Genomic DNA, 25,796 nt, shown 5'->3' on the forward strand with positions numbered 1-25,796 from the left:
AATGAGCACCGGATCACGTTTTCTAAAATCGATGATTTCAGAAGCAAAATCAGATATTCAGCGGCTCCCTTGGCAGAAACATTGTAAAAGGCAGCTGCCGCAGTCCAGACAGCCATTGACGCTGGATCCCGCGCAGAGCGACCTGTCCGCGCAACAGCAGCGCGCCTAGCATAGGGCCGATCCGCCTGCGCCACTGCCAATCCTGATCGAAAACCACGACAAACCGCCCGTAAACAGCCCGCAAACCATGCGATATCTGTGAGCGCAGTGACCCTTTCTTAGGTATTCGCCACCACACTCGCCTAAGGAAACGCCCGCAGGATGCTCTGGCTATTGGCCGCATCTCGCAGATTGACCAAATAGTAACCCGTAAAGCACTTTGGTGCAGAGCCATATTATGCAGACAATAATCTTTCCCCCAAACCACCCTGCCAGTTCGCTGCGCCGATGGGGATCGGCATTCGGGTGGCAGGGCCGACCGAAGGGCCAGAGCACATGACCCTGCCACTGTCACTCCAACAGGCCGCGGCCAGGGCTTCCGAAGCCCGGGCCTTGCTTCAGGATCCGGCGACCCTTCGCCTGGGCACAAAGCCCCAGCTGCGCCGCTATGAGGTGAGCACCCTGCTGCCCGATGGCGCAATCGCTGAAACCCGCCATATCGCCCCAGCCCTGCCGATTTTCGAAGATGCCTTCAGCGCCTTTACCCGAGGATCAATGGTGGATACCTGCAACGGGCCAATCGCCGTCGAAGACCTCCTGCCCGGCGACCAACTGATCACCCAGGACGGCTCTTGCCAGCCGCTGATCTGGAAAGGCAGCACCAGCCTGGTGCCCGCCCGCGCTGATGCCAAGGGGCGCAGCCATCGCCTGACCAGTTTCATGGCTGACAGCCTGGGCCTGCAAAAGCCAACCTCCTGCGTGGTGGCGGGGCCTGCTGCGCGGCTCTTGCGGATGCCGCCACATCTGCGGGTCGGCACCGATCGACCACCGCTGCTGACCCTGGCGGAAGAATTTCAGGATGGCATGAACATCTTTGAAACCGCGCCACCGACAGTGGTGGATCTGTTTCACCTTTGCCTGCCCAAACATGCGGTGATCCGGGTCGGCGGGTTAGAGTTCGAGACCTATCATCCCGGCCCAGAGGCGCTGAAGCTGGTCAGCTATGCCATCAAGACCCTCTATCTCAACCTCTTTAGCCATATCGATACGATTTCAGGCTTTGGCCCACTGGCCTATGAGCGCAGCCAGGCCCCAGAACGTGGTGACCAGCCCTAGCCGGTCCATCACCCTTGGCCAAACAGCCGCAGCAAGATAGGAAATGGGGGGGATCGCGCGGCTCAGGCCTCGCGTTGCAGGCGTTCTTCCAGAACATCAAAGGGCACCCCTGGTTCATCCTTGGCACCACGGATCACCAGCGATGTCTTCACGCTGGCCACATTTGGAGTGGTCAAGAGCTGCGCTGTCAGAAAGCTTTGAAAGGTGCTCAGATCCGGAGCGACGCATTTCAGGATGAAATCCACCTCACCGTTCAGCATGTGACACTCGCGCACCAATGGCCAACTGCGGCATTGCTCTTCAAAGGCGGTGAGTTCGGATTCGGCCTGGCTTTCCAGCCCCACCATAGCAAAGACCTGCACCTCAAAGCCCAGCTCGCGGGCGTTGACATCGGCGTGGTAGCCGCCGATCAGGCCAGCCTCTTCCAGGGCGCGCACCCGGCGCAGGCAGGGCGGGGCAGAAATGCCCACACGCTTGGCCAACTCGACATTAGTCATGCGCCCATCGGCCTGCAACTCCGAGAGTATCTTGCGATCAATCGGATCAAGACGGGTTGTGACCATGGTGTAAAGCTCCTGTCAGATTGCGTTTCTTATAGCACTGCTGCAAGACTGCGCAATATTATTTCACAATGGCGCAATATTCTTTGCCCCTGCCAAGTTCAAGCGGCAAACGCCCCCTCCCCTAGGTCGCGCAGCCGGTGCCGCAAATCACACCAAATCGTGCGCCCCAGGCCCCGCCTTGCCCGCGCAACAGGGGTTTAAGAGCCGCCCCCCTATCGTTATATGCAAGCCTGACGGCGGCCACGGACGCCATTTTTGCTGATTCAATGTGCAAATACTGCGCAGTTATTGGGGATACGAGATGAGCGACACGCGCCACACCAAGGTTTTGATCATTGGCTCCGGTCCAGCCGGCTATACCGCTGGCGTCTATGCCGCCCGCGCCATGCTGGAACCCATCCTGGTGCAGGGCATCGAGCCCGGCGGCCAGCTGACCACCACCACCGAAGTGGAAAACTACCCCGGCTTTACCGAGGTGCAGGGCCCGGATCTGATGATCAAGATGCAGGAACATGCCCAGGCCATGGGCTGCGAAATCATCGGCGACATCATCACCTCGCTCGACACCTCTGCGCGTCCCTTCACCGCCAAGGGCGACAGCGGCACCACCTATACGGCGGATGCAGTGATCCTGGCCACGGGCGCCCGTGCCAAATGGCTGGGTCTGGAAACGGAAGAAAAGTTCAAGGGCTTTGGCGTTTCCGCCTGCGCAACCTGTGACGGTTTCTTTTATCGCGGCCAGGAAATCGTGGTAATTGGTGGCGGCAACACCGCAGTCGAAGAAGCGCTGTTCCTGACCAATTTTGCCTCCAAGGTGACATTGATCCACCGCCGCGACGAACTGCGCGCCGAAAAGATCCTGATTGATCGGCTGATGAAAAACCCCAAGATTGAGCCGCTCTGGTTCCACGAACTGGACGAGGTAATCGGCAGTGAAAGCCCGCTTGGGGTTGAGGGCGTGCGCGTCAAACACAGCAAGACCGGCGAAATCACCGAGATCCCGTGCAAGGGCGTCTTTGTGGCCATCGGTCACGCCCCGGCCAATGAACTGGTCAAGGATAGCCTTGAAATGCACAATGGCGGCTACGTCTCGGTCAAGCCCGGCACCACCGAAACCTCGGTTCCCGGGATCTTTGCCGCAGGAGATCTGACCGATCACAAATACCGCCAGGCGGTGACCTCGGCCGGAATGGGCTGCATGGCCGCGCTGGACGCGGAACGCTTTATCGCGGAACAGGAGTAAGCCGGATGCCGCAGGATTTCGACACCCAGCGCGCCGAAACCGTAGCGGCATTCAACGCCCTGCAGGCCGAACATGGCCTGCCCGAGGTGGCGGACGTGGATTATTTCTTTGTCCCCACCCACGACGGGGCCGATTGGCGTGCCTTGGCAGAGGAGCTGAGCCGCAGCGAGTATAGTTGCACCTATGTCAGTGCCGATGACGCAGAAGATGGTGCCCCCTATCTTGCCGCGACGCTGTCAGATCAGATGGTTTCGGCCACCGGCATCTGGATCGGCGAGGAAGTGGCCACCCGCGCCGCACTGAAGCATGGGTTTTCCCCCGATGGCTGGGGGCTGGAGAGCTAGACACCGCCCTCGCCCGGCCCTGGCCCCGGCCCCAGCCCTGGCATCGGCACGGCCGCCGCAGGATCGACCCAGGATCGACGGGGCATTGCCCTGCCATTGACCCGGGCGGCTACGCCCGGCACTCTGCTTCTGGACAGAACCCACAAGACAGGAGAAGCGGCGGGTGGCAAGCGCACTCTGGCAGGGGAATTGGATCACCCGCACCAGGATCATCACCGGGCTGGTGTTGATGACCTATGCTTTCTTTCATTTCATCAACCTTGGGCTTGGACTGTTTTCACCAACCGCGATGGAGGCGATGCAAGACGCGCGCCATGTCATTACGCGCAATCCCCTGGGGATTGTCATCATGGCAAGTTCCCTGTTGCTGCATCCTGGCCTCGCGCTGTGGCGGCTGGCGCGCAAACGTAGCCTGCGCATGCCCCTGGGCGAGGCTGTTCAGACCATTCTGGGCCTGCTGATCCCGCTGCAGCTCTTGTCCCACATCACCCATAGCTCTGTTGCGCATCACCTCTTTGCAGTGCGCGATGACTACCCCTATATTATCGTGCTGATGTGGAACAGCCCGGTGATCTGGTGGCAGTCGGCGCTGCTGCTGGTGGTCTGGATCCATGGCTGCATAGGGCTGCATTTCTGGCTGCGCCTCACACGATGGTGGCGCAAGCCCCTCCCCTACATGATCGGACTGGCGGTTTTCATTCCCAGTTTCGCCCTGGCCGGATTGCTGAGCGAAGGGCGGCGGATCTATGACATCTTTGTCGAGGGCAGCAGGCGCGCCGATCTGATGGCCTATTTCAATTGGCCCACCCCCGAGAGTTTTGCCACCCTGCGCCTGACCGAAACCCGGCTATTACAGATCTTCTTGCTGCTGCTTGCCCTGACTGCCTGCGCCTATGCGATACAAAAGCTGCGCCGCAGTGGCCGATCCGTGCGTATCAGCTATTCCGACGGCCCCTCGATTACTGCGGAAAAGGGCATGACCCTTTTGGAAATGTCACGCTGCCACGCGGTGCCCCATACCTCCCTCTGCGGCGGCAAGGGCCGCTGCACCACCTGCCGGGTCGTGATCGACGCGGGCAGCGACAGCCTGCCCCCCCCTGCCCCACCCGAGGCACGCAGCCTGGCGGCGGTCAAAGCCCAGACCAATATGCGGCTGGCCTGCCAGATCCGCCCAGAGACACCGCTCACCGTGACCCGCATGTTTCACCCCAACGGCCGTCGAAAGCGCGCCCATGCCAGCCAGGGGCGTGAACAGCAGCTGGCGATCCTGTTCCTCGACATGCGCGGCTTTACCGCCCGCACCTCTGCGCAATTGCCCTATGATGTGGTCTTTTTGCTGAACCGATTCTTTGATGCGGTTGTCCCCTGCGTCACCAGCAGCGGCGGCCATGTGGACAAATACCTTGGCGATGGCTTTCTTGCCGTCTTTGATGCGGCAGAGGCCAAGCAATCCGCCCTGGCGGCGCTTCGGGCCGCCAGCCAGATTGGCCTGGCACTTGAAACCTTCAACCAGACCCTGCAGGCGGAAGGGGATGAACCCATAAAGATCGGCATGGGGCTGCATCTGGGCGAGTTGGTCATTGGCGAGATTGGCGCCGCAGGCCATGCCCCACGCACCATCATCGGTGATACCGTCAATGCCGCCAGCCGCCTGGAGGGCGCCAGCAAGAACGAAGGGGTCGAGTTGATGGTTTCGGCCGCAGTATTATACGCGGCAGGCTACGCCACCTCAGATCTCGATCTGCGCAGCTTTCACCTGCGCGGCGTCGCAGAGCCGCTGATGGCCCTTGCCCTGCGTCAGGCTGCGACACTTCCCGAAATTTTGCAAAAATCTGAACCACAGTCCTGATTATCCCTGCCGGACGGGACAGTATTACGGCAATCAAGGCCATAGCAGATCAAATGGCGTTGCAGCGCAGCAACGCCTCCCGATCCCAAGCATTGCAGGTATTTTTGGCCTTTGCTCGCAGGGCCATTTATGCGATGCGTTCACGCGTGAACACACATTGACCCAGATACCATCGCGCCATGACACTGCCCGCCACACCCGCCACCCCAAACGAGGAAGACCAGATCTTCCGCCTCCTGCGCCAGCTTGATCTGGCACCGGAGGCGTCACAGCGCGCCACGGCAACAGCGCTGGGTCTTTCTTTGGGGCGATTGAACACACTGTTGCGCAGTGTCGCCGATAGCGGGCTGATAACCATAAGCGACAGGGCTGGCCCCGATAAGCGGCAGCGCTTTGCCTACACGCTGACACGACGTGGCGCCGCTGAAAAAAGACGACTCACCGATCAATTCCTCTCCCGCAAGCTGGCTGAATACGATGTGCTGCACGCGGAACTTACCGGCACCGCAAGCGGCTTGCCCCATATCAAACACAGGACTCATCCAATGCAGAATAACCTGGCTCCTATCCCCGAGCTCTATGTCTCCTATGACTCTGCCCAGAAGCTGAAAACCGAGGCGGGCGAACTGAAAAGCCACGACCTGACCCCACGCCAGATCTGCGATCTTGAACTGCTGATGAACGGCGGCTTCAACCCGCTGAAAGGCTTCCTGACCGAGGAAGACTACAACGGTGTTGTGGAAAACATGCGCCTGGCCGACGGCACGCTCTGGCCAATGCCGATCAACCTGGATGTATCCGAAGAATTTGCCGCCTCGCTGGAAGTGGGCGAGGATATCGCACTGCGCGATCAGGAAGGCGTGATCCTGGCAACCATGACTGTCACCGACAGCTGGACGCCAAACAAAGCGCGCGAAGCCGAAATGGTGTTTGGCGCCGACGATGCCGCACACCCTGCGGTCAACTACCTGCACAATCAGGCCGGCAAGATCTATCTGGGTGGCCCTGTCACCGGCATCCAGCAGCCTGTGCACTATGACTTCCGCGCCCGTCGCGACACCCCGAACGAACTGCGCGCCTACTTCCGCAAGCTGGGCTGGCGCAAAGTTGTGGCCTTCCAGACCCGCAACCCGCTGCACCGCGCCCACCAGGAACTGACCTTCCGCGCCGCGCGTGAAGCCCAGGCCAACCTGCTGATCCACCCGGTTGTCGGCATGACCAAACCCGGCGATGTCGATCACTTTACCCGCGTGCGCTGCTACGAGGCCGTGCTGGACAAATACCCCGCCTCCACCACCTCGATGAGCCTGCTGAACCTGGCGATGCGTATGGCAGGCCCCCGCGAAGCGGTCTGGCACGGGCTGATCCGCAAGAACCACGGCTGCACCCATTTCATCGTTGGCCGTGACCACGCTGGCCCTGGCAAGAACTCGGCCGGTGAAGATTTCTATGGCCCCTATGATGCGCAGGATCTGTTCCGCACCCATCAGGAAGAAATGGGCATCGAAATGGTCGATTTCAAACATATGGTTTGGGTGTCCGAGCGCGCCCAATATGAAGCCATCGACGAGATCGAAGACAAGGATAACGTTACCATCCTCAACATTTCCGGCACCGAGCTGCGCCGCCGCCTCTCCGAGGGTCTGGAGATCCCCGAGTGGTTCTCTTTCCCTGAAGTGGTCAAGGAACTGCGCCGCACCAAGCCACCGCGTTCCAAGCAGGGCTTTACCGTCTTCCTGACCGGCCTGTCCGGATCCGGCAAATCCACCATCGCCAACGCGCTGATGATCAAGCTGATGGAAATGGGCGGCCGCCCCGTGACCCTGCTGGATGGCGATATCGTGCGTAAGAACCTCAGCTCCGAGCTGGGCTTCTCGAAAGAGCACCGCGACCTCAACATCCGCCGCATCGGCTATGTGGCGTCCGAGATCACCAAGAACGGCGGCATCGCCATCTGTGCGCCCATTGCGCCCTACGCCACCACCCGCCGGGCCGTGCGTGAAGATGTCGAAGCCTTTGGTGCCTTTGTGGAAATCCACGTCGCCACCTCGCTGGAAGAATGCGAACGCCGCGACCGCAAGGGCCTGTACAAACTGGCCCGTGAAGGCAAGATCAAGGAATTCACCGGGATCTCTGATCCCTATGACGTGCCCACCAACCCCGAGCTGAGCGTCGAGACCGAAAACGTCGATGTCGACAACTGCGCGCATCAGGTGCTGCTGAAGCTGGAAAACATGGGCCTGATCTCCGGCTAAGGCGCGATCAGCCCCGCCAGGCTGCCACAGGCAGTCAACAAATATCAGCGACGCGCGTCCCTTTTGACGAAGGGGCGCGCGTTATTTTATGGCGATTTCGGCGGTATTCACACTTTCGTGTAGGCGGTTTCCCACCTAAACTGGGCCTATTCACAGGTAAAGATACAGATGCCCCAGCAGATTAAGACTCATGTTTTCACCGACATCCCCCAGATTTCATTTCTCAAACAAGCACCCGGCGGACTATCGCAGATTGGGAATGTCAGGTTCACCTTTGGCTCTACCGTCCCGGAAGATACCGACGTCCTGATCGCGTTTAACCGCGCCTCGTACACAATCAAAAGCCGGGTACCGCGCGAACGCAGCATCTTTATCGCAGCGGAACCGGATGTCATTCACCCCTATAGCTGCCGCTTTCTCAATCAGTTTGGCCTGGCCCTGACCACCACGGACAAACCGCTGACCACCAAGAAATGGCACCGGGCCGTCTGCTGGTATTGGTGGGTTGGTACCGATTTTTCGGGTCAGCGCGCGCCGCATGGCTATGACTGGTTCAAGACTCTGGCCATCCCAGCGAAACAAGACAAAATCGCGATCGTCACCTCGAACAAGGTCTATACGGAATTTCACCGCAAGCGCATGCGCTTTGTCGAGGCCATGACCCAGCTGATCCCGGAACATATCGAACTATACGGTCGCGGCTTTACCCCGGTTGATGACAAGGCCGACGCGCTGCTGCCCAACAAATACAATCTTGCGATTGAAAACGGCGAAGGCCCGCATGTCTGGACAGAGAAGCTGACCGATCCATGGCTGTGCTGGTCCTTTCCCTTCTATGCCGGCTGCACCAATGTGCCTGCGTATTTCCCAGAAGACAGCTTTGCGACCCTGGACCTTAGCAACCCGGAACAGGAAGCCCAGCGCATGGTCCGCGATATGCAAAATGGCCGCTGGGAAGGCGCCCAGGCAGCCATTCGCACCGCCCGAGACAAAGTTCTGGAAGAAGAGAACATCATGCAGCTGATGATCCGCCTGTCGCACCAGGCGATGGCGCAGCCGGTACAATCAGACGAGCGCAGGGAGAATTACATCTGGTCAGAACGGTCCCTATGGCCGGAAAAGGGATGCCGCGGTTCGGTTGGCGAATGGATTTTTCGCAATTCGATCCTGATGTTCGACCCCGAAGCAGAGCTGAAGACCCAAGGGCTGCGCCGCGCCTGGGACCGCAGGAAATCCAAACGCCGCGCAGAACGTGACGCCCGACGCCTGAAGCGGGGTTAGGCTGAATCCGGCAGATCCACCGTGCCGCGCATCAGCACGTACCCTGTGCCCGCAACCCGGATCCCTTCGGGGGCCTCGGCGGGGCCAACCAGGCTGATACGCGCCTGCCCAGGGCGACCCATGCCATGGCCCTGTTCGGCCACAAAGCTATCTTTCTGCATCAGGCCGTTGCGCCACAGATAGGCGCCCATCGCGCCGCTGGCAGAGCCGGTGAACGGATCTTCCGGCGGACTGGGGGGCGCCATCAGCGACCGCGCATAGGTATCGCCCACTTCTGTGGCCCCCTGCAGGGTCACCAGAAAGGGTTCCATCATATCAATCCCATCCGCCCCCTGCGCCTGCCCCAGCCGCGCCAGTGCCGCGAGGTCAAGCCGGGCTGCTGCCAGCGCCTCCTGGTCCTTCAGCACGGTAATACAAAAGGGCAACCCGGTAGAGACCGTTTGCGGCCGCCCCAGAATGGCCTCGACCGGCAGCGAAATTGCTGCGGCCACCAGAGCCGAATCGGGACAGAGGCCGAACTGCGGCGCCACCTGGGTCATTTCGATCTGATCCCCGCGCACCGCGACTGGCACGACACCTGCCCCGGTTTCCAACCGCAGCGCGCCATCACCAATCAGGCCGCGGTCGCGCAGCGCCGCCACGGTGGCAATGGTAGGATGGCCGGCAAAGGGGATCTCGCGGCTGGCCAGGAAATAGCGCACCTGAAGGTCTGCCACCTCAGAAGGGCCGGTGAAGGTGCATTCCACCAAAGACGTTTCGCGCACATAGGCGGTGCAGATATCGACCGGCAAATGCGCCCCCCCATGAACCACCGCACAGCCATTGCCGCCAAAGGCACGATCCGAAAACGCATCGACCCAATCAAAATCATATCTGCCCATCACGCCCCACCTGTTTGGCTGAGTTTTGCCAAAGCATAACACACCTAAACGACGTGAATACCACCTCTGGCCATCGCAAACAAAAGCGCCCCCTCGGATGAGAGGGCGCAGAAGCGTTTTGAGGCCAGAGCCTACAGGTCTTTCGAGGCCAGGGCTAGTGCACAGCAACCGGAGAAAGGTCATTCTGACGCGCCAGCAAGAATGCCAGCTTCCGGTCAGTGACGACCGCCAGCTGCTCGCCCTCGGAATCATGCACGGCATAGAGTAGATCGCGCCCTTCGGCATTGGCCTGCACGTCCTTAGGCAGATCAGATACCGCGACCGCTTTGACATAGACGATACGCGGACCGGTGGAATTGGTGTCAAATGGCGTTTGCATTGCTCTTACCCCTTTTTGATATTGATCGTCTGAACCACAGTTTCCGGACGCGAGCGTGTGAGATCAACGTGCAACAGCCCGTTTTCCATAACCGCCTCGCCCACATCGACGCCATCCGCCAGCACAAACATGCGCTGAAACTGGCGCGCCGCGATTCCCCGGTGCAAAAAGACCCGCCCGTCGCCGTCATCGCCCTGTCGGCCACGGATTACCAGTTGCCGATCTTCGACGGTGATCGCCAGATCAGACTCGGCAAAACCTGCCACAGCGAGGGTGATGCGATAGGAAAAGTCGGAAGTTTGTTCAATGTTATAAGGTGGATAGCCTTCGTTTCCAGATTTCGCAGAGCGTTCCAGCAGGCGTTCCAACTGTTCAAACCCCAGCATGTGCGGGTATGAACCCAAGGTGAGTTTCGACACGTGTATCGTCCTTTTACTTCAAAGCGACGTTGATCCACAGTCCCTGAGCGGCAACTGCGTATCTAGAATATGGTGACTTATATAGAATTCTCAAGTCTCTGACCGCTAGGTCTAGCGGAAAAGGCGTTAAGGAAGTACCTTAGCCCTCCCGGTTCCCTTATGGTTTGAGTCGCCCATGAATGCTCCTGCTGATATGTCAATGAAGAACGACGAGGTTCTCACAGTCGAGCTGGCAGTCTTTCGCAGACAGCACCGCGATCTGGATGAGGCGATCACCGCCCTGCAGGAACGTGGCACCAGCGATCAGCTGACAATCCGACGGCTGAAAAAGCAAAAACTCGGCCTGAAAGATAAGATCTCGCAGATCGAAGACCGCCTGACACCCGATATCATTGCCTGACGTCACGGCCTGCCCCACGCCACGGCGGATTGCCCCCCCAATGCCCCCTTCCCCCGCCTGAGGGAGGGCAAGGGTTGCCGCTAAGGATTTCAGCCAAACGGGTATCTGCACGGCGCGGCCTCTTCAAGGGCAAGCCGCCCTCTACAGCACATCACCGCATTGTCGCATTGCACCATGGACAAGTTTGACTATAGTGCGCACTCCTTCCACCCAAGCAGTCTTCCCCGCGTGGAATCTGCGGCATGACAGGACAAAACACATGCCAAGCACCCCCAGCGACATCAAAGTGGGCATCATCATGGGCAGCCAGTCCGACTGGCCCACCCTGAAAGAGGCCGCCACGCTTCTCGATGAACTCGGCATCCCCTATGAGGCAAAGATCGTTTCGGCACACCGCACCCCGGATCGGCTCTGGTCCTATGGGAAATCGGCAGCGGATCGCGGTCTGCAGGTGATCATTGCAGGGGCCGGAGGGGCCGCGCATCTGCCAGGCATGGTGGCGTCAAAAACGCGGGTACCCGTTGTTGGCGTGCCAGTTCAGACCCGCGCCCTGTCGGGGGTGGATTCGCTCTACTCCATCGTGCAGATGCCCAAGGGCTTTCCCGTGGCGACCATGGCCATCGGTGCCGCCGGCGCCGCCAATGCGGGCCTGATGGCTGCGGGCATTCTGGCACTGCAGGATCCGGCCTTGGCCGAACGGCTGGACGCCTGGCGCGCTGCCCTGTCGGCCTCTATCCCAGAGGAACCCGTTGATGACTGATGCGTTAAAACCCGGTTCGACCATTGGTATCCTAGGCGGCGGCCAACTGGGGCGCATGCTCTCGGTTGCGGCGGCGCGACTTGGCTTCAAGACCCATATCTTTGAACCCGGTGCCAATCCCCCCGCAGGCCAGGTTGCCGATCAGGTGACCACCGCCGGCTATGAGGACACCGAGGCGCTCCTGCGTTTTGCCAATGCGGTGGATGTGGTCACCTATGAATTTGAAAACATCCCCACCGCCGCGCTGGATACCCTGGAGGCGCATCGCCCCATTCGGCCCGGCCGCGAGGCGCTGCGAATTTCACAGGATCGCCTGACCGAAAAGACCTTTCTGCAGGGGTTGGATCTGAAAATCGCCGCCTTTGCCGATATCACAGATACCGCCAGCCTAGATGCCGCGCTGGCCGAGATCGGCACGCCTGCAATCCTCAAGACCCGGCGCTTTGGCTATGATGGCAAGGGCCAGGCCCGCATCATGTCGCCTGACCAGGCGGGTGACGCGCTGGAGGCCATGGCAGGTGCCCCATCTGTGCTGGAAGGCTTTGTGGACTTCAGCCACGAGGTCTCTGTCATCGCGGCGCGCGGCATCACCGGTGAAGTCGCCTGCTATGACCCCGGTGAAAATGTTCACCGCGACGGTATCCTGCACACCACCACCGTGCCTGCACGCCTTAGCGCGGGGCAGCGGATGGATGCGGTGCTGCTTGCCGCCAAGGTGCTGAACGCGCTGGACTATGTCGGTGTGCTTGGCGTCGAACTGTTTGTCACCCCACAGGGGCTGGTGGTGAATGAAATCGCGCCACGGGTGCATAATTCTGGCCACTGGACGCAGAATGGCTGCGCGGTTGATCAGTTTGAACAGCATATCCGCGCGGTGGCAGGCTGGCCCCTGGGCGATGGGCAGCGTCATGCGGATGTGGTGATGGAAAACCTCATCGGCGACGATATGGACCGCCTGCCCGAACTGGCGCAAGAGCGCGACTGCGCCCTGCACCTATACGGCAAAGCCGAGGCCAAGCCAGGCCGCAAGATGGCCCATGTGAACCGGATCATCCGCGCGCAAAAGTGACATCCCTGTCATGGCACAGGCAAAGCGCCCGCTCTCGACTGAGGGCGGGCGCTTGGTCTTTCGGCGCAGACAGGCAAACCTGATCTGCGACAAGCTACCCGATGAACCGTGTTGCGATCTCGCCAGACATATAGCTTAGCCGCCCGCCCGATAGCGTGGCCGCGACCCGCTCGCTTGCCCTGTCCAGGATCACCATATCAGCACGTTTTCCCACGGAAAAATCCCCCCGATCAGAAAGCCCCAGCAGCTGCGCAGGCCCGGAAGAGACCAGGCCCCAGGCCGCGCCCAGATCTAGCAGTCCGGCCCGCGCCAGCATCAGGGCCGCGCGACGTGGGCTAGGATAATGGTAATCCGAAGCCAGCGCATCACAGAGCCCCATGGCAATCAGATCCAGCGCCGAGGCGTTGCCCTTGTGCGAGCCCCCCCGCACCACATTGGGCGCGCCCAGAATAATATGATCGCCGCCTGCCCGCGCCGCCTCGGCGGCCTCTTGGGTTTCGGGAAACTCGGAAATCAGCGCGCCGCGTGCGCGCCATGTGGCACGGTCCTGCGCAGTCTGGTCATCATGGCTGCCGATGCGCAGGTCCAGGTGATGCAACTGCGTACAAAGCGCCTCTAGGGCGGCAGGGACTTCGCCACTGCGGCGGTGCATCTCCAGCAGCATCTCAAAATGCCTGTCAGGATTGCGTCCAGCCTTCAACGCCTGTCCGGTCAGCCGGGGCGGCTTTTTACCCTGGGCCAGACGGTCATGCGGCAGGTGATCGTTGAAAACGATGTAGGGCACGGCCCAGTCTGCAATTTTCTGTGGCAGCGCTGCATAATCGTCCAGCATATGGGTTTCAAAACGCAGCTGCGGGATCAGATCGGTCGCAAGATCGCCGCGAACCTCGGCCAGGGCGGCAAAGACCTGGCCGGCATAGTCGGGGCTACGCAGCCCCCCCTCCCAACTGTGAAACTGGGCCAGAACCGCCGTGGTGATGCCATTGGCGGCCAGCTCTGCCTCGGTGGCGACAACCCCTTCGGCCATCTGCTTCATGGCGCCGCGTCGGGGGGCCAAGTGGCGTTCAAACCCGTCGCCATGGGCATCAATGATGCCCGGCAGCAGCAGATAGCCCGACATATCGACTGCACGGCCAGAGCCGCCCGCACTGATCCACCCCTGCGCCAGGCCAATTTCGCCATTGCGCTCCAGTCCCGCAGGGGTCAGCACATCACCGCCCTGAAGGCGCAGTTCTTGCAATGTCATCGGTCTATGCCCTTCTATCTGATATTCGGCAGCCCATAGCCACAGTCCGCGCCAAGGCAGGTTCCCTCCATCACCTCGGACAGGCCCTCTATCCAGGTAATTTCCGGGTCAAATGCGCCCTGTTCGATAAACTGTAGCACCTGGGTCATCACCAAGGGATCATTCATCATAAAGGTATGGGTGACAGGCAGCGTGAGATGATCGAGCATGCCGTCAACCCTCGTGCTCTCGACAGAGACCTTGCCATCATCATCACCAGGTATCATCGCCGAAAACACCGGGCTGATAGATCTGTTTCCAGCGATAACGCCCAGGGGGAAATCCACTGGCGGCAGGTGTTTGGGCAGGCTGTCACGGCCGGTGCCAAGGCTGCCGCCCGCCGGTCCGTTGATCATGCCAAAGACGGCCCAGTCTCCCAGCTCGTCCACCACTTCGCTGCCTTGGTTCGGCGGCCCAAGCATCACGCTGCGCCCCAGGTTTGCAGGCCGGTGCGCCGGATCCTGCAGATGATAGCGCAGCAAAATTCCCCCCATGGAATGGGTCACAAAATGGATTGGCTGATCGCTGCCGCAGGCGGTGATCGCGGCTGGCAGGGTCTGCGCCGCCAGCTCTGCGATGGTGTGTTCCGTAGAAGGGTAGCCCGGCCGTTCCACTTGGTAGCCACGTTTTTCCAGTACCTGCTCCAGCACCACAAAAGAGCTCTCGGTGCGGGCCAGCCCATGCAGCAGCACGACACAATCCGCCGCTGCCGGATCCGGGGTCAGCTGGGTCACCAACAACAGAGCCGCCGGTACAAGGGTTTTGGTCAGTGGTTGCATACCCTTCAGATAGGCGCTTGCACGGGATGAGAAAACCCCAAATCAGGCCCGTTTGAAATTGGCCAGCCTTGGCGCCCAGATCACCAAGGCAATGCCGGCCAGTACCCCAAGCGTGCCCAGAACCAGTCGCAGCCCCAGGGGCTCGCTCAACCAGATCACACCGCCGAGGATGGCAATCACCGGGACGCTCAGCTGGATTGTTGCAGCCACGGCGGGCTGCAGCTGCGGCAGGACCCGATACCACAGCGCATAGCCCAGCCCCGAGGTCACCGCACCGGACAGAACCGCCAGGGCAACCCCCGGCGCAGAAATCACCGCCTCGACCTGGAACAGCCAGACAAAGGGCAGCATCAGCCCGGTGGCCCAAAGAAAATTGACCGCACTGGCCGCAATCGGATCGCGCACGCCGCGCCCCAGCAGGCTATAGGCGGCCCAGCCAAGCCCGCTAAGTGCCATAAGGCCCGCCTCCCACAGTGGCACCTGCAACTGTTGGTCCGGCCAGACCACATAGGCAAGCGCCACAAAGGCCAGACCGGCTCCCGCCAATTGCCCCGCGCCAACCCGGTTGCCACGCAGCGCCCCCCAGCCAAACATCGCAATCTGTACCACACCAAACAGGACCAAGGCCCCAAGCCCTGCATCAAGCCCCTGATAGGCCAGGCAAAACCCAATCATATAGAGCGTCAGTGCCGCACCGCCGCGGATACTGGCCCAGAGCGGCTGTCGCAGCCCATGACCGCCGCGCAACAGGCACAGACTCGACAGCATCACCGCGCCCGCAGCCAGCCGCAAAAGCCCAAAGCCAAGCGCATCCATATAGCCCCAACTGATCGCCATCCGGCCAAGCACAGAATTGGCCGCAAAGGCAATCAAGACAAGAAGAACCAGAAAGATCAGCTGCATCACGGGGCCTCGCGCGGACCGGGAATTCCGGCACAGATATGTCGTGTCAGCAGATCGCTATCCCAGGGGGCACGACAGCGCAACCACCCTCGCAGCCCTGTGAAGCGGGGTGCGAGGGCGTCGCGGCAGGACTGCGCGCAACAAAAAGGGGGTCGCCCAAAGGCGACCCCCAATTCATCCGGTAGGATGGCGTGATTTACATCATGCCGCCCATGCCGCCCATGCCGCCCATGTCGGGCATGCCGCCACCTGCGCCGCCGTCTTTGGATGGCTTGTCCGCAACCATGGCTTCGGTGGTGATCAGCAGACCAGCAATCGAGGCTGCATCTTCCAGGGCAGTCCGTGCCACTTTGGCAGGGTCGATCACACCAAAGGCAAACATGTCGCCATATTCTTCGGTCTGCGCGTTGAAGCCAAAGTTCTTGTCGTCGCTTTCGCGTACTTTGCCAGCAACCACAGCACCGTCAACACCGGCGTTTTCGGCGATCTGACGCAGAGGTGCTTCAATCGCTTTACGCACGATAACGATACCTGCAGTCTGATCAGCGTTTGCGCCTTCCAGACCTTCCAGCGCCTTGCCTGCCTGAACCAGAGCAACACCACCACCAACGATCACGCCTTCTTGCACAGCCGCACGGGTTGCGTTCAGGGCATCGTCAACGCGGTCTTTGCGCTCTTTCACTTCGGTTTCGGTCATTCCGCCAACGCGGATCACGGCAACACCGCCTGCCAGTTTGGCAACGCGTTCCTGCAGCTTTTCACGATCGTAATCAGAAGTGGTTTCTTCGATCTGGGCGCGGATCTGGCCAACGCGGGCTTCGATCTCGGCCTTGGAACCTGCACCGTCAACGATGGTTGTTTCGTCTTTGGTGATTTCGACCTTCTTGGCGGTGCCCAGCATGTCCATGGTGACGGACTCGAGCTTCATGCCCAGATCTTCGGAGATCACCTGACCGCCGGTCAGAATGGCCAGATCCTGCATCATGGCTTTACGGCGATCGCCGAAACCAGGTGCTTTCACTGCCGCAATCTTCAGGCCGCCGCGCAGTTTGTTGACAACCAGAGTTGCCAGCGCTTCGCCTTCGACGTCTTCAGCAATGATCAGCAGAGGCTTCTGCGACTGGATCACCTGCTCAAGCAGAGGCACCATCGCCTGCAGCGAGGACAGCTTCTTCTCGTGCAGCAGGATCATGCAGTCTTCAAGATCTGCAACCATCTTGTCAGCATTGGTCACGAAGTAAGGCGACAGGTAGCCGCGGTCGAACTGCATGCCTTCGACAACAGTGGTCTCGGTTTCCAGACCCTTGTTCTCTTCAACGGTGATCACGCCTTCGTTGCCGACTTTCTGCATCGCGTCAGCAATCTGCTGGCCGATTTCAGCTTCGCCGTTGGCGGAGATGGTGCCAACCTGAGCAACTTCTGCGGAGTCTTTGACTTCGCGGGCCATTGCTTTGATGCCTTCAACAACCTTGCTTGTTGCCAGGTCGATGCCGCGCTTCAGGTCCATTGGGTTCAGACCGGCTGCAACTTGCTTCAGGCCTTCTTTGACGATGGCCTGGGCCAGAACGGTGGCGGTGGTGGTGCCGTCGCCCGCTTCGTCATTGGTGCGGGAAGCAACTTCCTTCACCATCTGGGCGCCCATGTTTTCGAACTTGTCTTCCAGTTCGATTTCCTTGGCAACCGACACACCGTCTTTGGTGATGCGTGGTGCGCCAAAGCTCTTGTCCAGAACCACGTTACGGCCTTTGGGGCCCAGGGTTACCTTGACAGCATCGGCCAGGATGTTGACGCCGGCCAACATACGGTTACGGGCATCGGTGTCAAATTTGACGTCCTTAGCAGCCATGTTTTATTCTCCTCGAGAAAATCTTTGTAAATAAGCGTGATATGAGATCAGAGAAGCGGCGAAGCTTACTCGATGATACCCATGATGTCGCTTTCCTTCATCATCAGCAGCTCTTCGCCGTCGACGGTGACTTCGGTGCCGGACCATTTGCCAAACAGGATATTGTCGCCAACCGAAACGGCCATCGCGATCAGTTCACCGCTGTCCTTGCGTGCGCCTTCGCCGATTGCGACGACTTGGCCTTCGCTGGGCTTTTCTTTGGCGGATTCAGGAATGATCAACCCACCAGAGGTTTTTTCTTCGCTTTCGGTGCGACGAACCAACACGCGGTCGTGGAGTGGTTTCAAGGCCATCTTTGCAGCTCCTTTATAGGCTCAAAGGTTGTTATCTCTGTTCCCTCCTGCGCGTTGCAAGAGGCGTTATCACTCAAGACTGGTGAGTGCTAACGATCGAATAGCTAGGAGCCAAAACAGAGTGAGTCAACCACTGGATTCATTTTTCTTGCATCCGCTGCGCAACGGGGAAGCAGTGAAGCCGATCACGCCTTATGCCGCCAGGCCCAGCCCCAAGCGCCTTCGGCGATTTCGCCCAGGCCCCGCGCCACGGAGAACACAGCTAAGCTATTTAATTTTAATAGTAATTTATAAACATCAGTGAAATCATAGGGACTGCATTCTTCCATAGGCGCCCGCCTTCTTGGTCCCGCGCCGGCTTGGCGATTAGTCGCCACCGGTGCCTTCCCAGCTATAGGCCCAGTGCGTCAGCCCGGCGCTGCCTGCCTCGGTCAGTTGATAAATGCCCGTCGACACCCGCTCAAACCAGCCATAGTGATTGGCCGCCATCACCGCTGTGGCCCGGGCAACCTGCGTGGCCTTTGCCACCTCGGATCCCTTGGTGGCCCCTGCTTCGGCCAGATAGGCCGCACAGCGCAGGGCATCCTGGCGATAGGCTGTGACAATGCCGTGCCGGGTGGCTCCGCCTGCGTTGGGATCACCGCGCAGGCGCTCAAATTCTCGCAGCAGCCGTTGCTGGCGTTTTTTCGATTTGCGCGGTGCATAGGGACCTGGGTCGCAGTGCACCTCGCAGCGGCCATCTGGCAGCACGGTGATCAGCCCCAGAGCCAGACGGCGGCACAGGGCCAGATTATCCTTGAGCATCCGCCGCGACTGCCGCCCCTTGGGTCGCGGCACTGCGATATAGACCAGATCCGTCACCGACTGGCGGGTCACCGCCTGATGAAACAGCGACAGTGAAAACCGCAACTTCAGCTCGACAATCACCGGATCCTCTTGCCCGCGCCGTGCCATCACATCCGCTGCTCCGACCTCGCCCTTGACCTCATAGCCCTGGGATTGCAGCAGCGCCTTAACAGGCGGATATAGTTGATCTTCACGCTCCATGCGCGCGACCATAACCGCAGGTTTGGCAAAACAAAATAGCCACGCAGCCCCTGCGCCTGACGGCCGGGCGGCATTGCCGGTGCAGACCGATGCACAAGCCATGCACAGGGCTAAGCGCCGCATTGCAGCCTTGGTGGGGTGACAAGTGGTTTTACCCTGTTATAAGGCGGCCAAACTCCCCTTTGTTCACAGGATAGCATCATGACCGTCCAAGTTTTTGGCCATAAATCCCCCGATACCGATTCCACCGGCTCCCCAATCATCTGGGCCTGGTACCTGAACGAGATCAAAGGCATCGCCGCCGAAGCCAAGCTGCTGGGGGAACCCAACACCGAAGCCGCCTTTATGCTGCAGCGCTGGAACCTGGACAAACCTGAAATCATCGCCGATGTGGCCGACGATCAGGCCGTTGTCATCGTTGACACCAACAACCCCGCCGAGCTGCCCGCCAATATCAATGGCGCCGACGTTCAGGCCATCATCGACCACCACAAACTGGTTGGCGGGCTGGAGACCAAAGGTCCCATCGACATCACCATCCGCCCGCTCGCCTGCACCGCCACCATCATGTATGATCTGATCGGTGACGACATGGCAAAGATGCCCGAAGCCATCAAAGGCGCGGCGCTGACCTGCATCCTGTCGGACACGCTGGAATTCCGCTCGCCCACCACCACCGATCATGATCGTGCCGTAGCCGAAAAGCTGGCCGCGGATCTGGGCATTGATATCGCCGCCTATGCCGCCGATATGTTTGCCGCCAAATCCGACGTCTCGTCCTTCTCGGACGCAGAACTGCTGCGCATGGACAGCAAGGAATACGCGGTTGAGGGCACCAAGTTCCGCGTTTCCGTGCTGGAAACCACAGCTCCTGCCGTGGTGCTGGACCGTCAGGCCAGCCTGATGGAGACCATGACCACCGTGGCCGCCGAAGACGGTGTTGATCAGGTTCTGCTCTTTGTGGTGGATATCCTCAACGAAGAAGCCACCCTGATGGTGCCCAACGATCTGGTGAAATCCGTCGCCGAGAAGAGCTTTGGCGTCACTGTTGAAGGCGACTCGGTTGTCCTGCCCGGCGTCATGAGCCGCAAAAAGCAGATCATTCCGAACCTCAAACTCTGATGAGCAGGCTGTCACCCACAGCATCTGACTGCTGACTGTTTCAGGGCGTCCCAATGGGGCGCCCTTTTTGCGCCCGCCTGTTTTATACCAGCCTGTTTATACCCTCCTGTTTGATTGGGGACGGATACAATCGTCCACCGGGGGAATTTATGTATATACAAACGATATTCATTGTAGTAACAAAATCACGCTTACTTAGGAGCCGCCACAGATGGCCAAAGCAGAAAAGACCAAAAAGGTCCGCAAGGATGCCCAGCTTATCATTCGGATCTCGAAGGAAGAGCGGGACGCATTTGTAGATCTGTGCGACGGGCTGGACACCAGTGCCGCCCGCGAAATTCGCCGCTTCATCCGTGGGTTCCTGCGTGAGCATGACAACACTACTTCTGAAACTTGAGACAAGGACAAACGTCATGAGCAAAAAAGCCGACGCCAAAAAAGCAAAAATCAAAGACCTGAAAAAAGAAGTCAAACTGCGCGCAGCCAAGGTTGCCCGTCAGGAAGAAAAACTGAAGGCCGCTAAAAAAGCGCTGAAAAAAGCCGCCTAAGCGCTGCTTGTTATCTCTGGCCAGCGGCGCCTTGGTGCCGCCGGTCCACCCGCCCCAGCCTGCGCTTTCCCCGTCTTTTTCCGGATGTCGGTTTGCTGGCGATTTTCCCCTGCGTCAGTGCGGCCTGCACGTTTCGCGGTGGCATCGGCCGGGGAACTCGGTCATATTTAGCCCCGCACAGCCTAGCCCCGTCAAAACCAGACGGCGCGGCGCAGACAGGAAAGGCGCATATATGTCCCGCATCATCCAATCCCTCGCAGAGGTCTCCGACCGCTACAGCGCGCTTTTTGTCGACCTCTGGGGCTGCGTCCACAATGGGGTTACCGCCTTTCCCGAAGCCGTCGCCGCGCTGCAGGCCTACCGTGCCCGTGGCGGTATCGTGGTGCTGGTGACCAATTCGCCAAAACCGCGCGCCGGGGTGGCCGGGCAGCTGGCCGAATTTGGCGTACCAGAGGATGCCTATGACACCATCGCCACCTCTGGCGATTCTGCCCGTTCGGCGATGTTTACGGGCGCTGTTGGCAGCAAAGTCTATTTCATGGGTGAATGGCAGCGTGATGCCGGCTTTTTTGAACCCCTGAACGTGATTCACAACCCGGTCGAAATCACCCGCGTTCCCCTGGCCGAGGCCGAGGGCATCGTCTGCTGTGGCCCCTTTGATACCATGGCCGACCCAGAGGTGAACCGCGCCGATTTCATGCTGGCCAAACAAATGGGCATGAAACTGCTTTGTGCCAATCCCGATATCATCGTTGATCGCGGCGAAAAGCGGGAGTGGTGTGCCGGTGCGCTGGCGCGGCTTTATACCGAGATGGGCGGCGAGAGCCTTTACTTTGGCAAGCCCTACCCGCCGATCTATGACCTTGCCCGTCGTCGTCTGGCCGAGCTGGGCACCGATATTCCCGATGGTGACATTCTGGCCATTGGCGACGGGCCGCACACCGATGTGGCCGGCGCGATGGGCGAAGGAATTGATTCCCTGTTTATCACCGGCGGGCTGGCGGCCCGTGAAACAAAAACAACAACCCAGCCAGATGCTGCAGCGCTCACCGCCTATCTGGAACAGGAAAGCGCAGCGCCAACCTTCAGCATCGGGTTTCTTCGGTAGCAAAAAACACCTAACTTTCAAAGTTATGGCACATCCTCCTTCGCTCGACGTCGCCCCCTCTGACGTCGAGCTTTCACGCACTGCCCCCCCAGCACTAGGCTATGGAACCACCGGAACAGCCATAAAAACCACTTGATTTTCTGCACCTGCAAAGTAATAAAGTTACCAAATGGCGCATATTTGCGCTCGAAAATTGCAAGACCGCCCCGGTCAGGGTGATCTCATGGAGGGTCAAATGTTGGATAACCTGCCGCGCGGAACCATCTGCATCGAAGACATAGAGATGGGCATGACGCGCTTTGTCCGCAAAGTGATCACCGACGAAGATATCGAGATGTTCTCGCAGGTCTCCACTGATCGCAACCCGGTGCATCTGGATGACGCTTACGCTCAGGACACCATCTTTCAGGGTCGCATTGCCCACGGCATGCTGACAGCCGGCCTGATCTCTGCGGTCATTGGCGAACAGCTGCCCGGCCATGGCACCATCTATATGAGCCAATCGCTGAAATTTCTCGCCCCGGTGCGGCCCGGCGATATGGTCCTGGCCGAGGTCGAAGTCACTGATATCGTCATCGACAAACGCCGGGTCAAACTGGATTGTCGCTGCATGGTGGATGGCAAAAAGGTTCTGGTCGGTGAAGCCATGGTCATGGCCCCCTCGCGCAAGTTCGACTGACGCGTCACCTGCAGCGCGGGGCTGTAGCCCAAGGCGGATCCGCAGTCCGGTCATCTTTCACCGCCTGCACAGCCATCCGATGCTTGCAAGCCCCAGTGCAGGGCGCTAGGCAGACGCCATGCGCATCATCCGAGACTATCAATTCGTAGAACAGCAAGATCGTGGCGCCAGCGTTGCGATCGGCAATTTTGACGGCGTTCACCGGGGCCATCAATCGGTCATCGAGCAGGCCCGCGCCGCGGCCCCCGATGCCCCGCTGGGGGTGATGACCTTTGAACCCCACCCGCGCGCCTTTTTTGCCCCCAACGCCCCACCGTTCCGCCTGATGTCGCCCGAGGCCCGCGCCTCGCGGTTGGAAAAACTGGGGGTAGAGCGGCTCTATGAGCTGAATTTCAACGCCGCCCTGTCGAGCCTGCCGCCGGAAGACTTTGCCCGCCGCGTCATCGCCGATGGGCTTGGCCTGCGCCATGTGGTGGTGGGGGCTGATTTCTGTTTTGGCAAGGGGCGCAGCGGCACTGCCGCCGATCTGCAGCGTTTTGGTGCTGAAATGGGGTTTGGCGTCACCATCGCGCCCTTGATGGCCCATTCAGAACATACCGTTTCCTCTACCGCAATCCGCACTGCGCTGAGCGAGGGACGACCGCGGGATGCGGCGGCCATGCTCAGCCATTGGCACCGGATCGAAGGTAAGGTGATCGGCGGCGAACAACGCGGCCGTGACCTGGGCTTTCCCACTGCAAATATGTCGATCGACGGGCTGCATCCCCCGGCCTTCGGCGTCTATGCGGTGCTGGTTGATGTGCTGGATGGACCACATAAGGGCAGCTATCAGGGGGCGGCCTCTATTGGGGTGCGACCCATGTTTGACGGGGCCCACCCCAATATCGAAACCTTCCTGTTTGATTTTACAGGCAATCTCTATGGCGCGACGCTTTCGGTGGCGCTGGTGGAATATCTGCGCCCGGAAATGAAATTCGACGGGCTTGAGGCACTGATTGAACAGATGAACGCCGATTGCGCCCGTGCCCGCGCCATCCTTGCCGCTGAACCGCAGGTGACCACATGAGCGACGGGATTGATCGCAGAGGGCTGACGCCGCGCTTTTGGGAGAAGAAGCCGCTCGACAAGCTCAACCAACAGGAATGGGAAGCTCTCTGTGATGGCTGCGGAAAATGCTGCCTGAACAAGCTTGAAGACGAGGACAGCGGTGAGATCGCCCTGACCCGCGTGGCCTGCCGCCTGCTGGATGACAACAGCTGCCACTGCGCCCATTATGAAAATCGCCACCAGTTCATTCCGGAATGCATCGTGCTCCGGCCCGATAACCTGGATACCCATGCCTATTGGATGCCACAGACCTGCGCCTATCGGCTGCTCTGGCAAGGCAAGCCCCTGCCCCAGTGGCACCCCCTGCTGACTGGCGACCCCGATAGCCCCCATGCCGCAGGCGTTACCGTGCGCGGCTGGACCGTTTCAGAATTCGATATCCCGGAAGAAGACTGGGAAGACCATATCATCGAGGAGCCGATCTGATGTACTTTGCCTCTGACAATTCCGGTCCGGTTCCGGCCCAGGTTCTGCACGCCCTTGCAAAAGCCAACGAAGGCTATGCCATGGGCTATGGTGCCGATGCGGAAATGGCCGAAGTAACCAAACGCCTGCGGGATATTTTCGAGGCGCCCGAGGCAGCGGTGCATCTGGTGGCTACCGGCACTGCGGCAAACTCTATCGCGCTGGCCACCCTGAGCCAGCCGTTTGAAACCATCTTTTGCACCCCCACCGCGCATATCCACGAAGATGAATGCAATGCGCCGGAATTTTACACAGGCGGCGCCAAGCTGACGTTGGTTCCTGGCGCGCCCGGGCGTGACGACAAGATGACACCGCAGGCGCTGTACGCCACCATCGCAGCAGAGGAAACCCGCGGCGTACATGGGCCACAGCGTGGGCCTGTTTCGCTGACGCAGGTCACCGAACGCGGTACGCTCTATAGTCTGGACGAACTGCAGGCGCTTTCAGCTGTGACCCGCGAATTTGGTCTTTCGCTGCATCTGGATGGTGCCCGGTTTGCCAATGCCATGGTGGCCCTGGACTGCACCCCGGCTGAAATGACATGGAAAGCTGGCGTCGACGCCCTGTCCTTTGGCGGCACCAAGAATGGGCTGATGGGGGTCGAAGCGGTGATCTTCTTTGATCCAAAACACGCCCGCGAGTTTGAGCTACGGCGCAAGCGCGGCGGCCACCTGTTTTCCAAGCATCGTTACCTTTCGGCACAGATGCTGGCCTATCTGAGCGATGACCTGTGGCGCGACAGCGCCCGCAAGGCCAATGCAAACTGCGCTTATCTGGCGGCGGGTCTGCGCCAGGCCGGGGCCAGCTTTCAGCATGAGCCGCAGGCAAACATGATCTTTGCCGCCCTTCCCCGTGCCACCCATCAGCGCCTGTTTGAAGCGGGCGCCGCCTACCATCTATGGGATGGCCCGCTAGAGGGTGATCTGACAGAACGGGTCACCGCGCGTTTTGTCTGCGACTGGGCCATCAGTACAGCCCAGATGGATCAGTTTCTGGCCCTGCTCTAGCGGGCAGCCTGCCCCCAGAAACGGCGCAGCAGATCTGCGGTCGCGGTCGGATGGGTGATCGGCAGCATATGCCCAGTCTCAGGCACAACCACGCTCACCGCCTGTGGCAGGCGCCGGGCCAGCCCTTCGTTGATCAGCGGCATCACCGGCTGGCTGTCACCGCCGCTGAGCAACAGAACCGGCATGGATACAGCCGCCAACGCCCCAGGCTCTAGCACCCCGTTGTTGTCCAGATAGAGCGTGTCATAGCTCTTGGGGACTACTGCCATGGCGCGGATCATCGCCGCACGCGCCTGCTCTGTCAGATCCGGCCATTTTGGCTTGCCCGTGCCCCACATACGGTTAAAAAACCGGGTGGCACCCGCAATGTCTCCGGCGGCATAAAGCTTTGCAAAGGGGGCTTCTATGGCCTCTAGTGCCGCCTGCGCATCGGGGGCGTCCTGGCGCGTCACCGCAAAAAGCACGGGTTCGATCAGGGTCAGGCTATTAACCAGATCTGGACGCGCCTGCGCCATGCGCAGCGCCACGGTGGCTCCAAAGGAATGGCCGATCAAATCCATCGGCGCCCCGGCGGCCCCCAGTTGCGCCAGCCCGGCCGCCACATTGGCCGTTTGATAATCCGTCGCCTGTTCATCCCAATCCGGGCTGCGGCCATGGGAAAACATATCAAAGGCGGTGAGCGTGATCTCCTGCTCCATCTCTGTGGCCAGCCCGCGCCAGGCCCCCGAATGGGCAAGCGAACAATGAACCGCCAGAACCTGACGGGGCCCGGCCCCAAAACGCCGGGAAAAAACTTCGCTCAAAATGATATCCTTCATCTGATCCCCAC

General features: G+C 60.0%; 29 protein-coding genes. 18 read left to right on the forward strand and 11 right to left on the reverse strand.

Translation table 11 applies throughout. From position 1 onward, the window contains the following. The first annotated feature begins 1 nt into the window (after position 1). Positions 2 to 169: a hypothetical protein gene (locus tag ACN0VH_RS13355; protein ID WP_417700857.1), complete on the forward strand. Its 168-nt coding sequence runs from the start codon at positions 2 to 4 to the stop codon at positions 167 to 169. A gap of 326 nt (positions 170 to 495) precedes the next feature. Continuing rightward, a complete protein-coding gene (locus tag ACN0VH_RS13360; RefSeq protein ID WP_278923039.1) occupies positions 496 to 1,275 on the forward strand; it encodes a Hint domain-containing protein in 780 nt (259 codons plus the stop codon). 62 nt (positions 1,276 to 1,337) lie between these two features. Here the strand turns inward: ACN0VH_RS13360 and ACN0VH_RS13365 are convergent, their stop codons facing one another. Further along, a complete protein-coding gene (locus ACN0VH_RS13365) occupies positions 1,338 to 1,838 on the reverse strand; it encodes an Lrp/AsnC family transcriptional regulator (protein ID WP_278923040.1) in 501 nt (166 codons plus the stop codon). Positions 1,839 to 2,139: 301 nt separating this feature from the next. On the opposite strand from ACN0VH_RS13365, the gene trxB reads away from it, so the two are divergent. The 5 genes from trxB to ACN0VH_RS13390 all read left to right on the forward strand — a co-directional run bounded on the left by trxB (position 2,140) and on the right by ACN0VH_RS13390 (position 8,810). Then, the gene (gene trxB / locus ACN0VH_RS13370; protein WP_417700858.1) at positions 2,140 to 3,081 is read left to right on the forward strand and encodes a thioredoxin-disulfide reductase; all 942 of its coding nucleotides are present in this window, start codon (positions 2,140 to 2,142) and stop codon (positions 3,079 to 3,081) included. A gap of 5 nt (positions 3,082 to 3,086) precedes the next feature. Continuing rightward, a complete protein-coding gene (locus tag ACN0VH_RS13375) occupies positions 3,087 to 3,425 on the forward strand; it encodes a ribonuclease E inhibitor RraB (RefSeq protein WP_278923042.1) in 339 nt (112 codons plus the stop codon). A 163-nt stretch (positions 3,426 to 3,588) separates the two neighbouring features. After that, on the forward strand, positions 3,589 to 5,274 hold the full coding sequence (locus ACN0VH_RS13380; protein ID WP_417700859.1) for an adenylate/guanylate cyclase domain-containing protein: 1,686 nt from the start codon (positions 3,589 to 3,591) through the stop codon (positions 5,272 to 5,274). 179 nt (positions 5,275 to 5,453) lie between these two features. Then, positions 5,454 to 7,529 carry a bifunctional sulfate adenylyltransferase/adenylylsulfate kinase gene (locus tag ACN0VH_RS13385; protein ID WP_278923044.1) on the forward strand — a complete coding sequence of 692 codons (2,076 nt, stop codon included), beginning with the start codon at positions 5,454 to 5,456 and terminating at the stop codon, positions 7,527 to 7,529. A 168-nt stretch (positions 7,530 to 7,697) separates the two neighbouring features. Then, positions 7,698 to 8,810, forward strand: coding sequence for a hypothetical protein (locus ACN0VH_RS13390; RefSeq protein ID WP_278923045.1), 1,113 nt, complete (start codon positions 7,698 to 7,700; stop codon positions 8,808 to 8,810). On the opposite strand, the gene ACN0VH_RS13395 is transcribed toward ACN0VH_RS13390, so the two are convergent. The 3 genes from ACN0VH_RS13395 to ACN0VH_RS13405 all read right to left on the reverse strand — a co-directional run bounded on the left by ACN0VH_RS13395 (position 8,807) and on the right by ACN0VH_RS13405 (position 10,489). After that, on the reverse strand, positions 8,807 to 9,691 hold the full coding sequence (locus ACN0VH_RS13395; protein ID WP_278923046.1) for a PhzF family phenazine biosynthesis protein: 885 nt from the start codon (positions 9,689 to 9,691) through the stop codon (positions 8,807 to 8,809). The two genes, ACN0VH_RS13390 and ACN0VH_RS13395, sit on opposite strands and share 4 nt — an antisense overlap. Positions 9,692 to 9,845: 154 nt before the next feature. Beyond that, the gene (locus ACN0VH_RS13400; protein WP_278923047.1) at positions 9,846 to 10,070 is read right to left on the reverse strand and encodes a DUF1150 family protein; all 225 of its coding nucleotides are present in this window, start codon (positions 10,068 to 10,070) and stop codon (positions 9,846 to 9,848) included. A 5-nt stretch (positions 10,071 to 10,075) separates the two neighbouring features. Beyond that, on the reverse strand, positions 10,076 to 10,489 hold the full coding sequence (locus ACN0VH_RS13405; protein WP_232405186.1) for an Hsp20 family protein: 414 nt from the start codon (positions 10,487 to 10,489) through the stop codon (positions 10,076 to 10,078). Between the two features lie 175 nt (positions 10,490 to 10,664). On the opposite strand from ACN0VH_RS13405, the gene ACN0VH_RS13410 reads away from it, so the two are divergent. From ACN0VH_RS13410 to ACN0VH_RS13420, 3 genes are all read left to right on the forward strand, one after another. Then, positions 10,665 to 10,889 carry a YdcH family protein gene (locus ACN0VH_RS13410; protein ID WP_278923048.1) on the forward strand — a complete coding sequence of 75 codons (225 nt, stop codon included), beginning with the start codon at positions 10,665 to 10,667 and terminating at the stop codon, positions 10,887 to 10,889. 259 nt (positions 10,890 to 11,148) lie between these two features. Next, a complete protein-coding gene (purE, locus tag ACN0VH_RS13415) occupies positions 11,149 to 11,649 on the forward strand; it encodes a 5-(carboxyamino)imidazole ribonucleotide mutase (protein WP_232405190.1) in 501 nt (166 codons plus the stop codon). Then, positions 11,642 to 12,718, forward strand: a complete 1,077-nt coding sequence (locus ACN0VH_RS13420) for a 5-(carboxyamino)imidazole ribonucleotide synthase (protein ID WP_278923049.1) — start codon at positions 11,642 to 11,644, stop codon at positions 12,716 to 12,718. Before purE ends, ACN0VH_RS13420 begins: the two co-directional genes overlap by 8 nt. A gap of 94 nt (positions 12,719 to 12,812) precedes the next feature. Here ACN0VH_RS13420 and ACN0VH_RS13425 read toward each other — a convergent pair whose 3' ends face one another. The 6 genes from ACN0VH_RS13425 to ACN0VH_RS13450 form a co-directional block, all read right to left on the reverse strand. Then, positions 12,813 to 13,964 (reverse strand): alpha-D-ribose 1-methylphosphonate 5-triphosphate diphosphatase, encoded by a 1,152-nt coding sequence (locus ACN0VH_RS13425; protein ID WP_417700860.1) that lies wholly within the window; start codon positions 13,962 to 13,964, stop codon positions 12,813 to 12,815. Between the two features lie 14 nt (positions 13,965 to 13,978). Beyond that, a complete protein-coding gene (locus ACN0VH_RS13430) occupies positions 13,979 to 14,782 on the reverse strand; it encodes an esterase/lipase family protein (RefSeq protein WP_417700861.1) in 804 nt (267 codons plus the stop codon). A gap of 42 nt (positions 14,783 to 14,824) precedes the next feature. Further along, positions 14,825 to 15,685: a DMT family transporter gene (locus ACN0VH_RS13435; RefSeq protein WP_417700862.1), complete on the reverse strand. Its 861-nt coding sequence runs from the start codon at positions 15,683 to 15,685 to the stop codon at positions 14,825 to 14,827. 196 nt (positions 15,686 to 15,881) lie between these two features. Continuing rightward, positions 15,882 to 17,531 carry a chaperonin GroEL gene (groL, locus tag ACN0VH_RS13440; protein ID WP_278923053.1) on the reverse strand — a complete coding sequence of 550 codons (1,650 nt, stop codon included), beginning with the start codon at positions 17,529 to 17,531 and terminating at the stop codon, positions 15,882 to 15,884. A 65-nt stretch (positions 17,532 to 17,596) separates the two neighbouring features. Further along, a complete protein-coding gene (locus ACN0VH_RS13445) occupies positions 17,597 to 17,884 on the reverse strand; it encodes a co-chaperone GroES (RefSeq protein ID WP_278923054.1) in 288 nt (95 codons plus the stop codon). Positions 17,885 to 18,250: 366 nt separating this feature from the next. Further along, a complete protein-coding gene (locus ACN0VH_RS13450) occupies positions 18,251 to 18,931 on the reverse strand; it encodes a DUF2161 domain-containing phosphodiesterase (RefSeq protein WP_417700863.1) in 681 nt (226 codons plus the stop codon). A gap of 201 nt (positions 18,932 to 19,132) precedes the next feature. On the opposite strand from ACN0VH_RS13450, the gene ACN0VH_RS13455 reads away from it, so the two are divergent. The 8 genes from ACN0VH_RS13455 to ACN0VH_RS13490 all read left to right on the forward strand — a co-directional run bounded on the left by ACN0VH_RS13455 (position 19,133) and on the right by ACN0VH_RS13490 (position 24,967). Next, positions 19,133 to 20,053: a manganese-dependent inorganic pyrophosphatase gene (locus ACN0VH_RS13455; RefSeq protein ID WP_417700864.1), complete on the forward strand. Its 921-nt coding sequence runs from the start codon at positions 19,133 to 19,135 to the stop codon at positions 20,051 to 20,053. Positions 20,054 to 20,264: 211 nt separating this feature from the next. After that, positions 20,265 to 20,450 carry a hypothetical protein gene (locus ACN0VH_RS13460; RefSeq protein ID WP_278923057.1) on the forward strand — a complete coding sequence of 62 codons (186 nt, stop codon included), beginning with the start codon at positions 20,265 to 20,267 and terminating at the stop codon, positions 20,448 to 20,450. Positions 20,451 to 20,466: 16 nt separating this feature from the next. After that, complete coding sequence (locus ACN0VH_RS13465; protein WP_278923058.1) at positions 20,467 to 20,601, forward strand: hypothetical protein; 135 nt, start codon at positions 20,467 to 20,469, stop codon at positions 20,599 to 20,601. Between the two features lie 232 nt (positions 20,602 to 20,833). After that, positions 20,834 to 21,709, forward strand: coding sequence for a TIGR01459 family HAD-type hydrolase (locus tag ACN0VH_RS13470; protein WP_278923059.1), 876 nt, complete (start codon positions 20,834 to 20,836; stop codon positions 21,707 to 21,709). Positions 21,710 to 21,944: 235 nt separating this feature from the next. Continuing rightward, entirely contained in the window at positions 21,945 to 22,388 is a 444-nt protein-coding gene (locus tag ACN0VH_RS13475; protein WP_278923060.1) for a MaoC family dehydratase, read from the forward strand. 118 nt (positions 22,389 to 22,506) lie between these two features. Then, positions 22,507 to 23,454: a bifunctional riboflavin kinase/FAD synthetase gene (locus ACN0VH_RS13480; protein ID WP_278923061.1), complete on the forward strand. Its 948-nt coding sequence runs from the start codon at positions 22,507 to 22,509 to the stop codon at positions 23,452 to 23,454. Next, entirely contained in the window at positions 23,451 to 23,921 is a 471-nt protein-coding gene (locus tag ACN0VH_RS13485; RefSeq protein ID WP_278923062.1) for a YcgN family cysteine cluster protein, read from the forward strand. The genes ACN0VH_RS13480 and ACN0VH_RS13485 overlap by 4 nt, the downstream gene beginning before the upstream one ends. Continuing rightward, entirely contained in the window at positions 23,921 to 24,967 is a 1,047-nt protein-coding gene (locus tag ACN0VH_RS13490; protein WP_278923063.1) for a threonine aldolase family protein, read from the forward strand. Before ACN0VH_RS13485 ends, ACN0VH_RS13490 begins: the two co-directional genes overlap by 1 nt. Here the strand turns inward: ACN0VH_RS13490 and ACN0VH_RS13495 are convergent. Then, positions 24,964 to 25,785, reverse strand: a complete 822-nt coding sequence (locus ACN0VH_RS13495; RefSeq protein ID WP_417700865.1) for an alpha/beta fold hydrolase — start codon at positions 25,783 to 25,785, stop codon at positions 24,964 to 24,966. The genes ACN0VH_RS13490 and ACN0VH_RS13495 overlap by 4 nt on opposite strands. Positions 25,786 to 25,796 lie beyond the last annotated feature (11 nt).

Origin of the sequence: Pseudophaeobacter sp. (genome assembly GCF_048267565.1) — a bacterium.
In the GTDB taxonomy this organism is placed as follows: Bacteria; Pseudomonadota; Alphaproteobacteria; order Rhodobacterales; family Rhodobacteraceae; genus Pseudophaeobacter; species Pseudophaeobacter profundi.

Bases quoted from the DNA above. Each gene is read 5' to 3' on its own strand.
- ACN0VH_RS13355 (WP_417700857.1), top strand. From the start codon at position 2: ATGAGCACCGGATCACGTTTTCTAAAATCGATGATTTCAGAAGCAAAA.
- ACN0VH_RS13360 (WP_278923039.1), top strand. From the start codon at position 496: ATGACCCTGCCACTGTCACTCCAACAGGCCGCGGCCAGGGCTTCCGAA.
- ACN0VH_RS13365 (WP_278923040.1), bottom strand. From the start codon at position 1,838: ATGGTCACAACCCGTCTTGATCCGATTGATCGCAAGATACTCTCGGAG.
- trxB (WP_417700858.1), top strand. From the start codon at position 2,140: ATGAGCGACACGCGCCACACCAAGGTTTTGATCATTGGCTCCGGTCCA.
- ACN0VH_RS13375 (WP_278923042.1), top strand. From the start codon at position 3,087: ATGCCGCAGGATTTCGACACCCAGCGCGCCGAAACCGTAGCGGCATTC.
- ACN0VH_RS13385 (WP_278923044.1), top strand. From the start codon at position 5,454: ATGACACTGCCCGCCACACCCGCCACCCCAAACGAGGAAGACCAGATC.
- ACN0VH_RS13390 (WP_278923045.1), top strand. From the start codon at position 7,698: ATGCCCCAGCAGATTAAGACTCATGTTTTCACCGACATCCCCCAGATT.
- ACN0VH_RS13395 (WP_278923046.1), bottom strand. From the start codon at position 9,691: ATGGGCAGATATGATTTTGATTGGGTCGATGCGTTTTCGGATCGTGCC.
- ACN0VH_RS13400 (WP_278923047.1), bottom strand. From the start codon at position 10,070: ATGCAAACGCCATTTGACACCAATTCCACCGGTCCGCGTATCGTCTAT.
- ACN0VH_RS13410 (WP_278923048.1), top strand. From the start codon at position 10,665: ATGAATGCTCCTGCTGATATGTCAATGAAGAACGACGAGGTTCTCACA.
- purE (WP_232405190.1), top strand. From the start codon at position 11,149: ATGCCAAGCACCCCCAGCGACATCAAAGTGGGCATCATCATGGGCAGC.
- ACN0VH_RS13420 (WP_278923049.1), top strand. From the start codon at position 11,642: ATGACTGATGCGTTAAAACCCGGTTCGACCATTGGTATCCTAGGCGGC.
- ACN0VH_RS13425 (WP_417700860.1), bottom strand. From the start codon at position 13,964: ATGACATTGCAAGAACTGCGCCTTCAGGGCGGTGATGTGCTGACCCCT.
- ACN0VH_RS13430 (WP_417700861.1), bottom strand. From the start codon at position 14,782: ATGCAACCACTGACCAAAACCCTTGTACCGGCGGCTCTGTTGTTGGTG.
- ACN0VH_RS13435 (WP_417700862.1), bottom strand. From the start codon at position 15,685: ATGCAGCTGATCTTTCTGGTTCTTCTTGTCTTGATTGCCTTTGCGGCC.
- groL (WP_278923053.1), bottom strand. From the start codon at position 17,531: ATGGCTGCTAAGGACGTCAAATTTGACACCGATGCCCGTAACCGTATG.
- ACN0VH_RS13445 (WP_278923054.1), bottom strand. From the start codon at position 17,884: ATGGCCTTGAAACCACTCCACGACCGCGTGTTGGTTCGTCGCACCGAA.
- ACN0VH_RS13450 (WP_417700863.1), bottom strand. From the start codon at position 18,931: ATGGAGCGTGAAGATCAACTATATCCGCCTGTTAAGGCGCTGCTGCAA.
- ACN0VH_RS13455 (WP_417700864.1), top strand. From the start codon at position 19,133: ATGACCGTCCAAGTTTTTGGCCATAAATCCCCCGATACCGATTCCACC.
- ACN0VH_RS13460 (WP_278923057.1), top strand. From the start codon at position 20,265: ATGGCCAAAGCAGAAAAGACCAAAAAGGTCCGCAAGGATGCCCAGCTT.
- ACN0VH_RS13465 (WP_278923058.1), top strand. From the start codon at position 20,467: ATGAGCAAAAAAGCCGACGCCAAAAAAGCAAAAATCAAAGACCTGAAA.
- ACN0VH_RS13470 (WP_278923059.1), top strand. From the start codon at position 20,834: ATGTCCCGCATCATCCAATCCCTCGCAGAGGTCTCCGACCGCTACAGC.
- ACN0VH_RS13475 (WP_278923060.1), top strand. From the start codon at position 21,945: ATGTTGGATAACCTGCCGCGCGGAACCATCTGCATCGAAGACATAGAG.
- ACN0VH_RS13480 (WP_278923061.1), top strand. From the start codon at position 22,507: ATGCGCATCATCCGAGACTATCAATTCGTAGAACAGCAAGATCGTGGC.
- ACN0VH_RS13485 (WP_278923062.1), top strand. From the start codon at position 23,451: ATGAGCGACGGGATTGATCGCAGAGGGCTGACGCCGCGCTTTTGGGAG.
- ACN0VH_RS13490 (WP_278923063.1), top strand. From the start codon at position 23,921: ATGTACTTTGCCTCTGACAATTCCGGTCCGGTTCCGGCCCAGGTTCTG.
- ACN0VH_RS13495 (WP_417700865.1), bottom strand. From the start codon at position 25,785: ATGAAGGATATCATTTTGAGCGAAGTTTTTTCCCGGCGTTTTGGGGCC.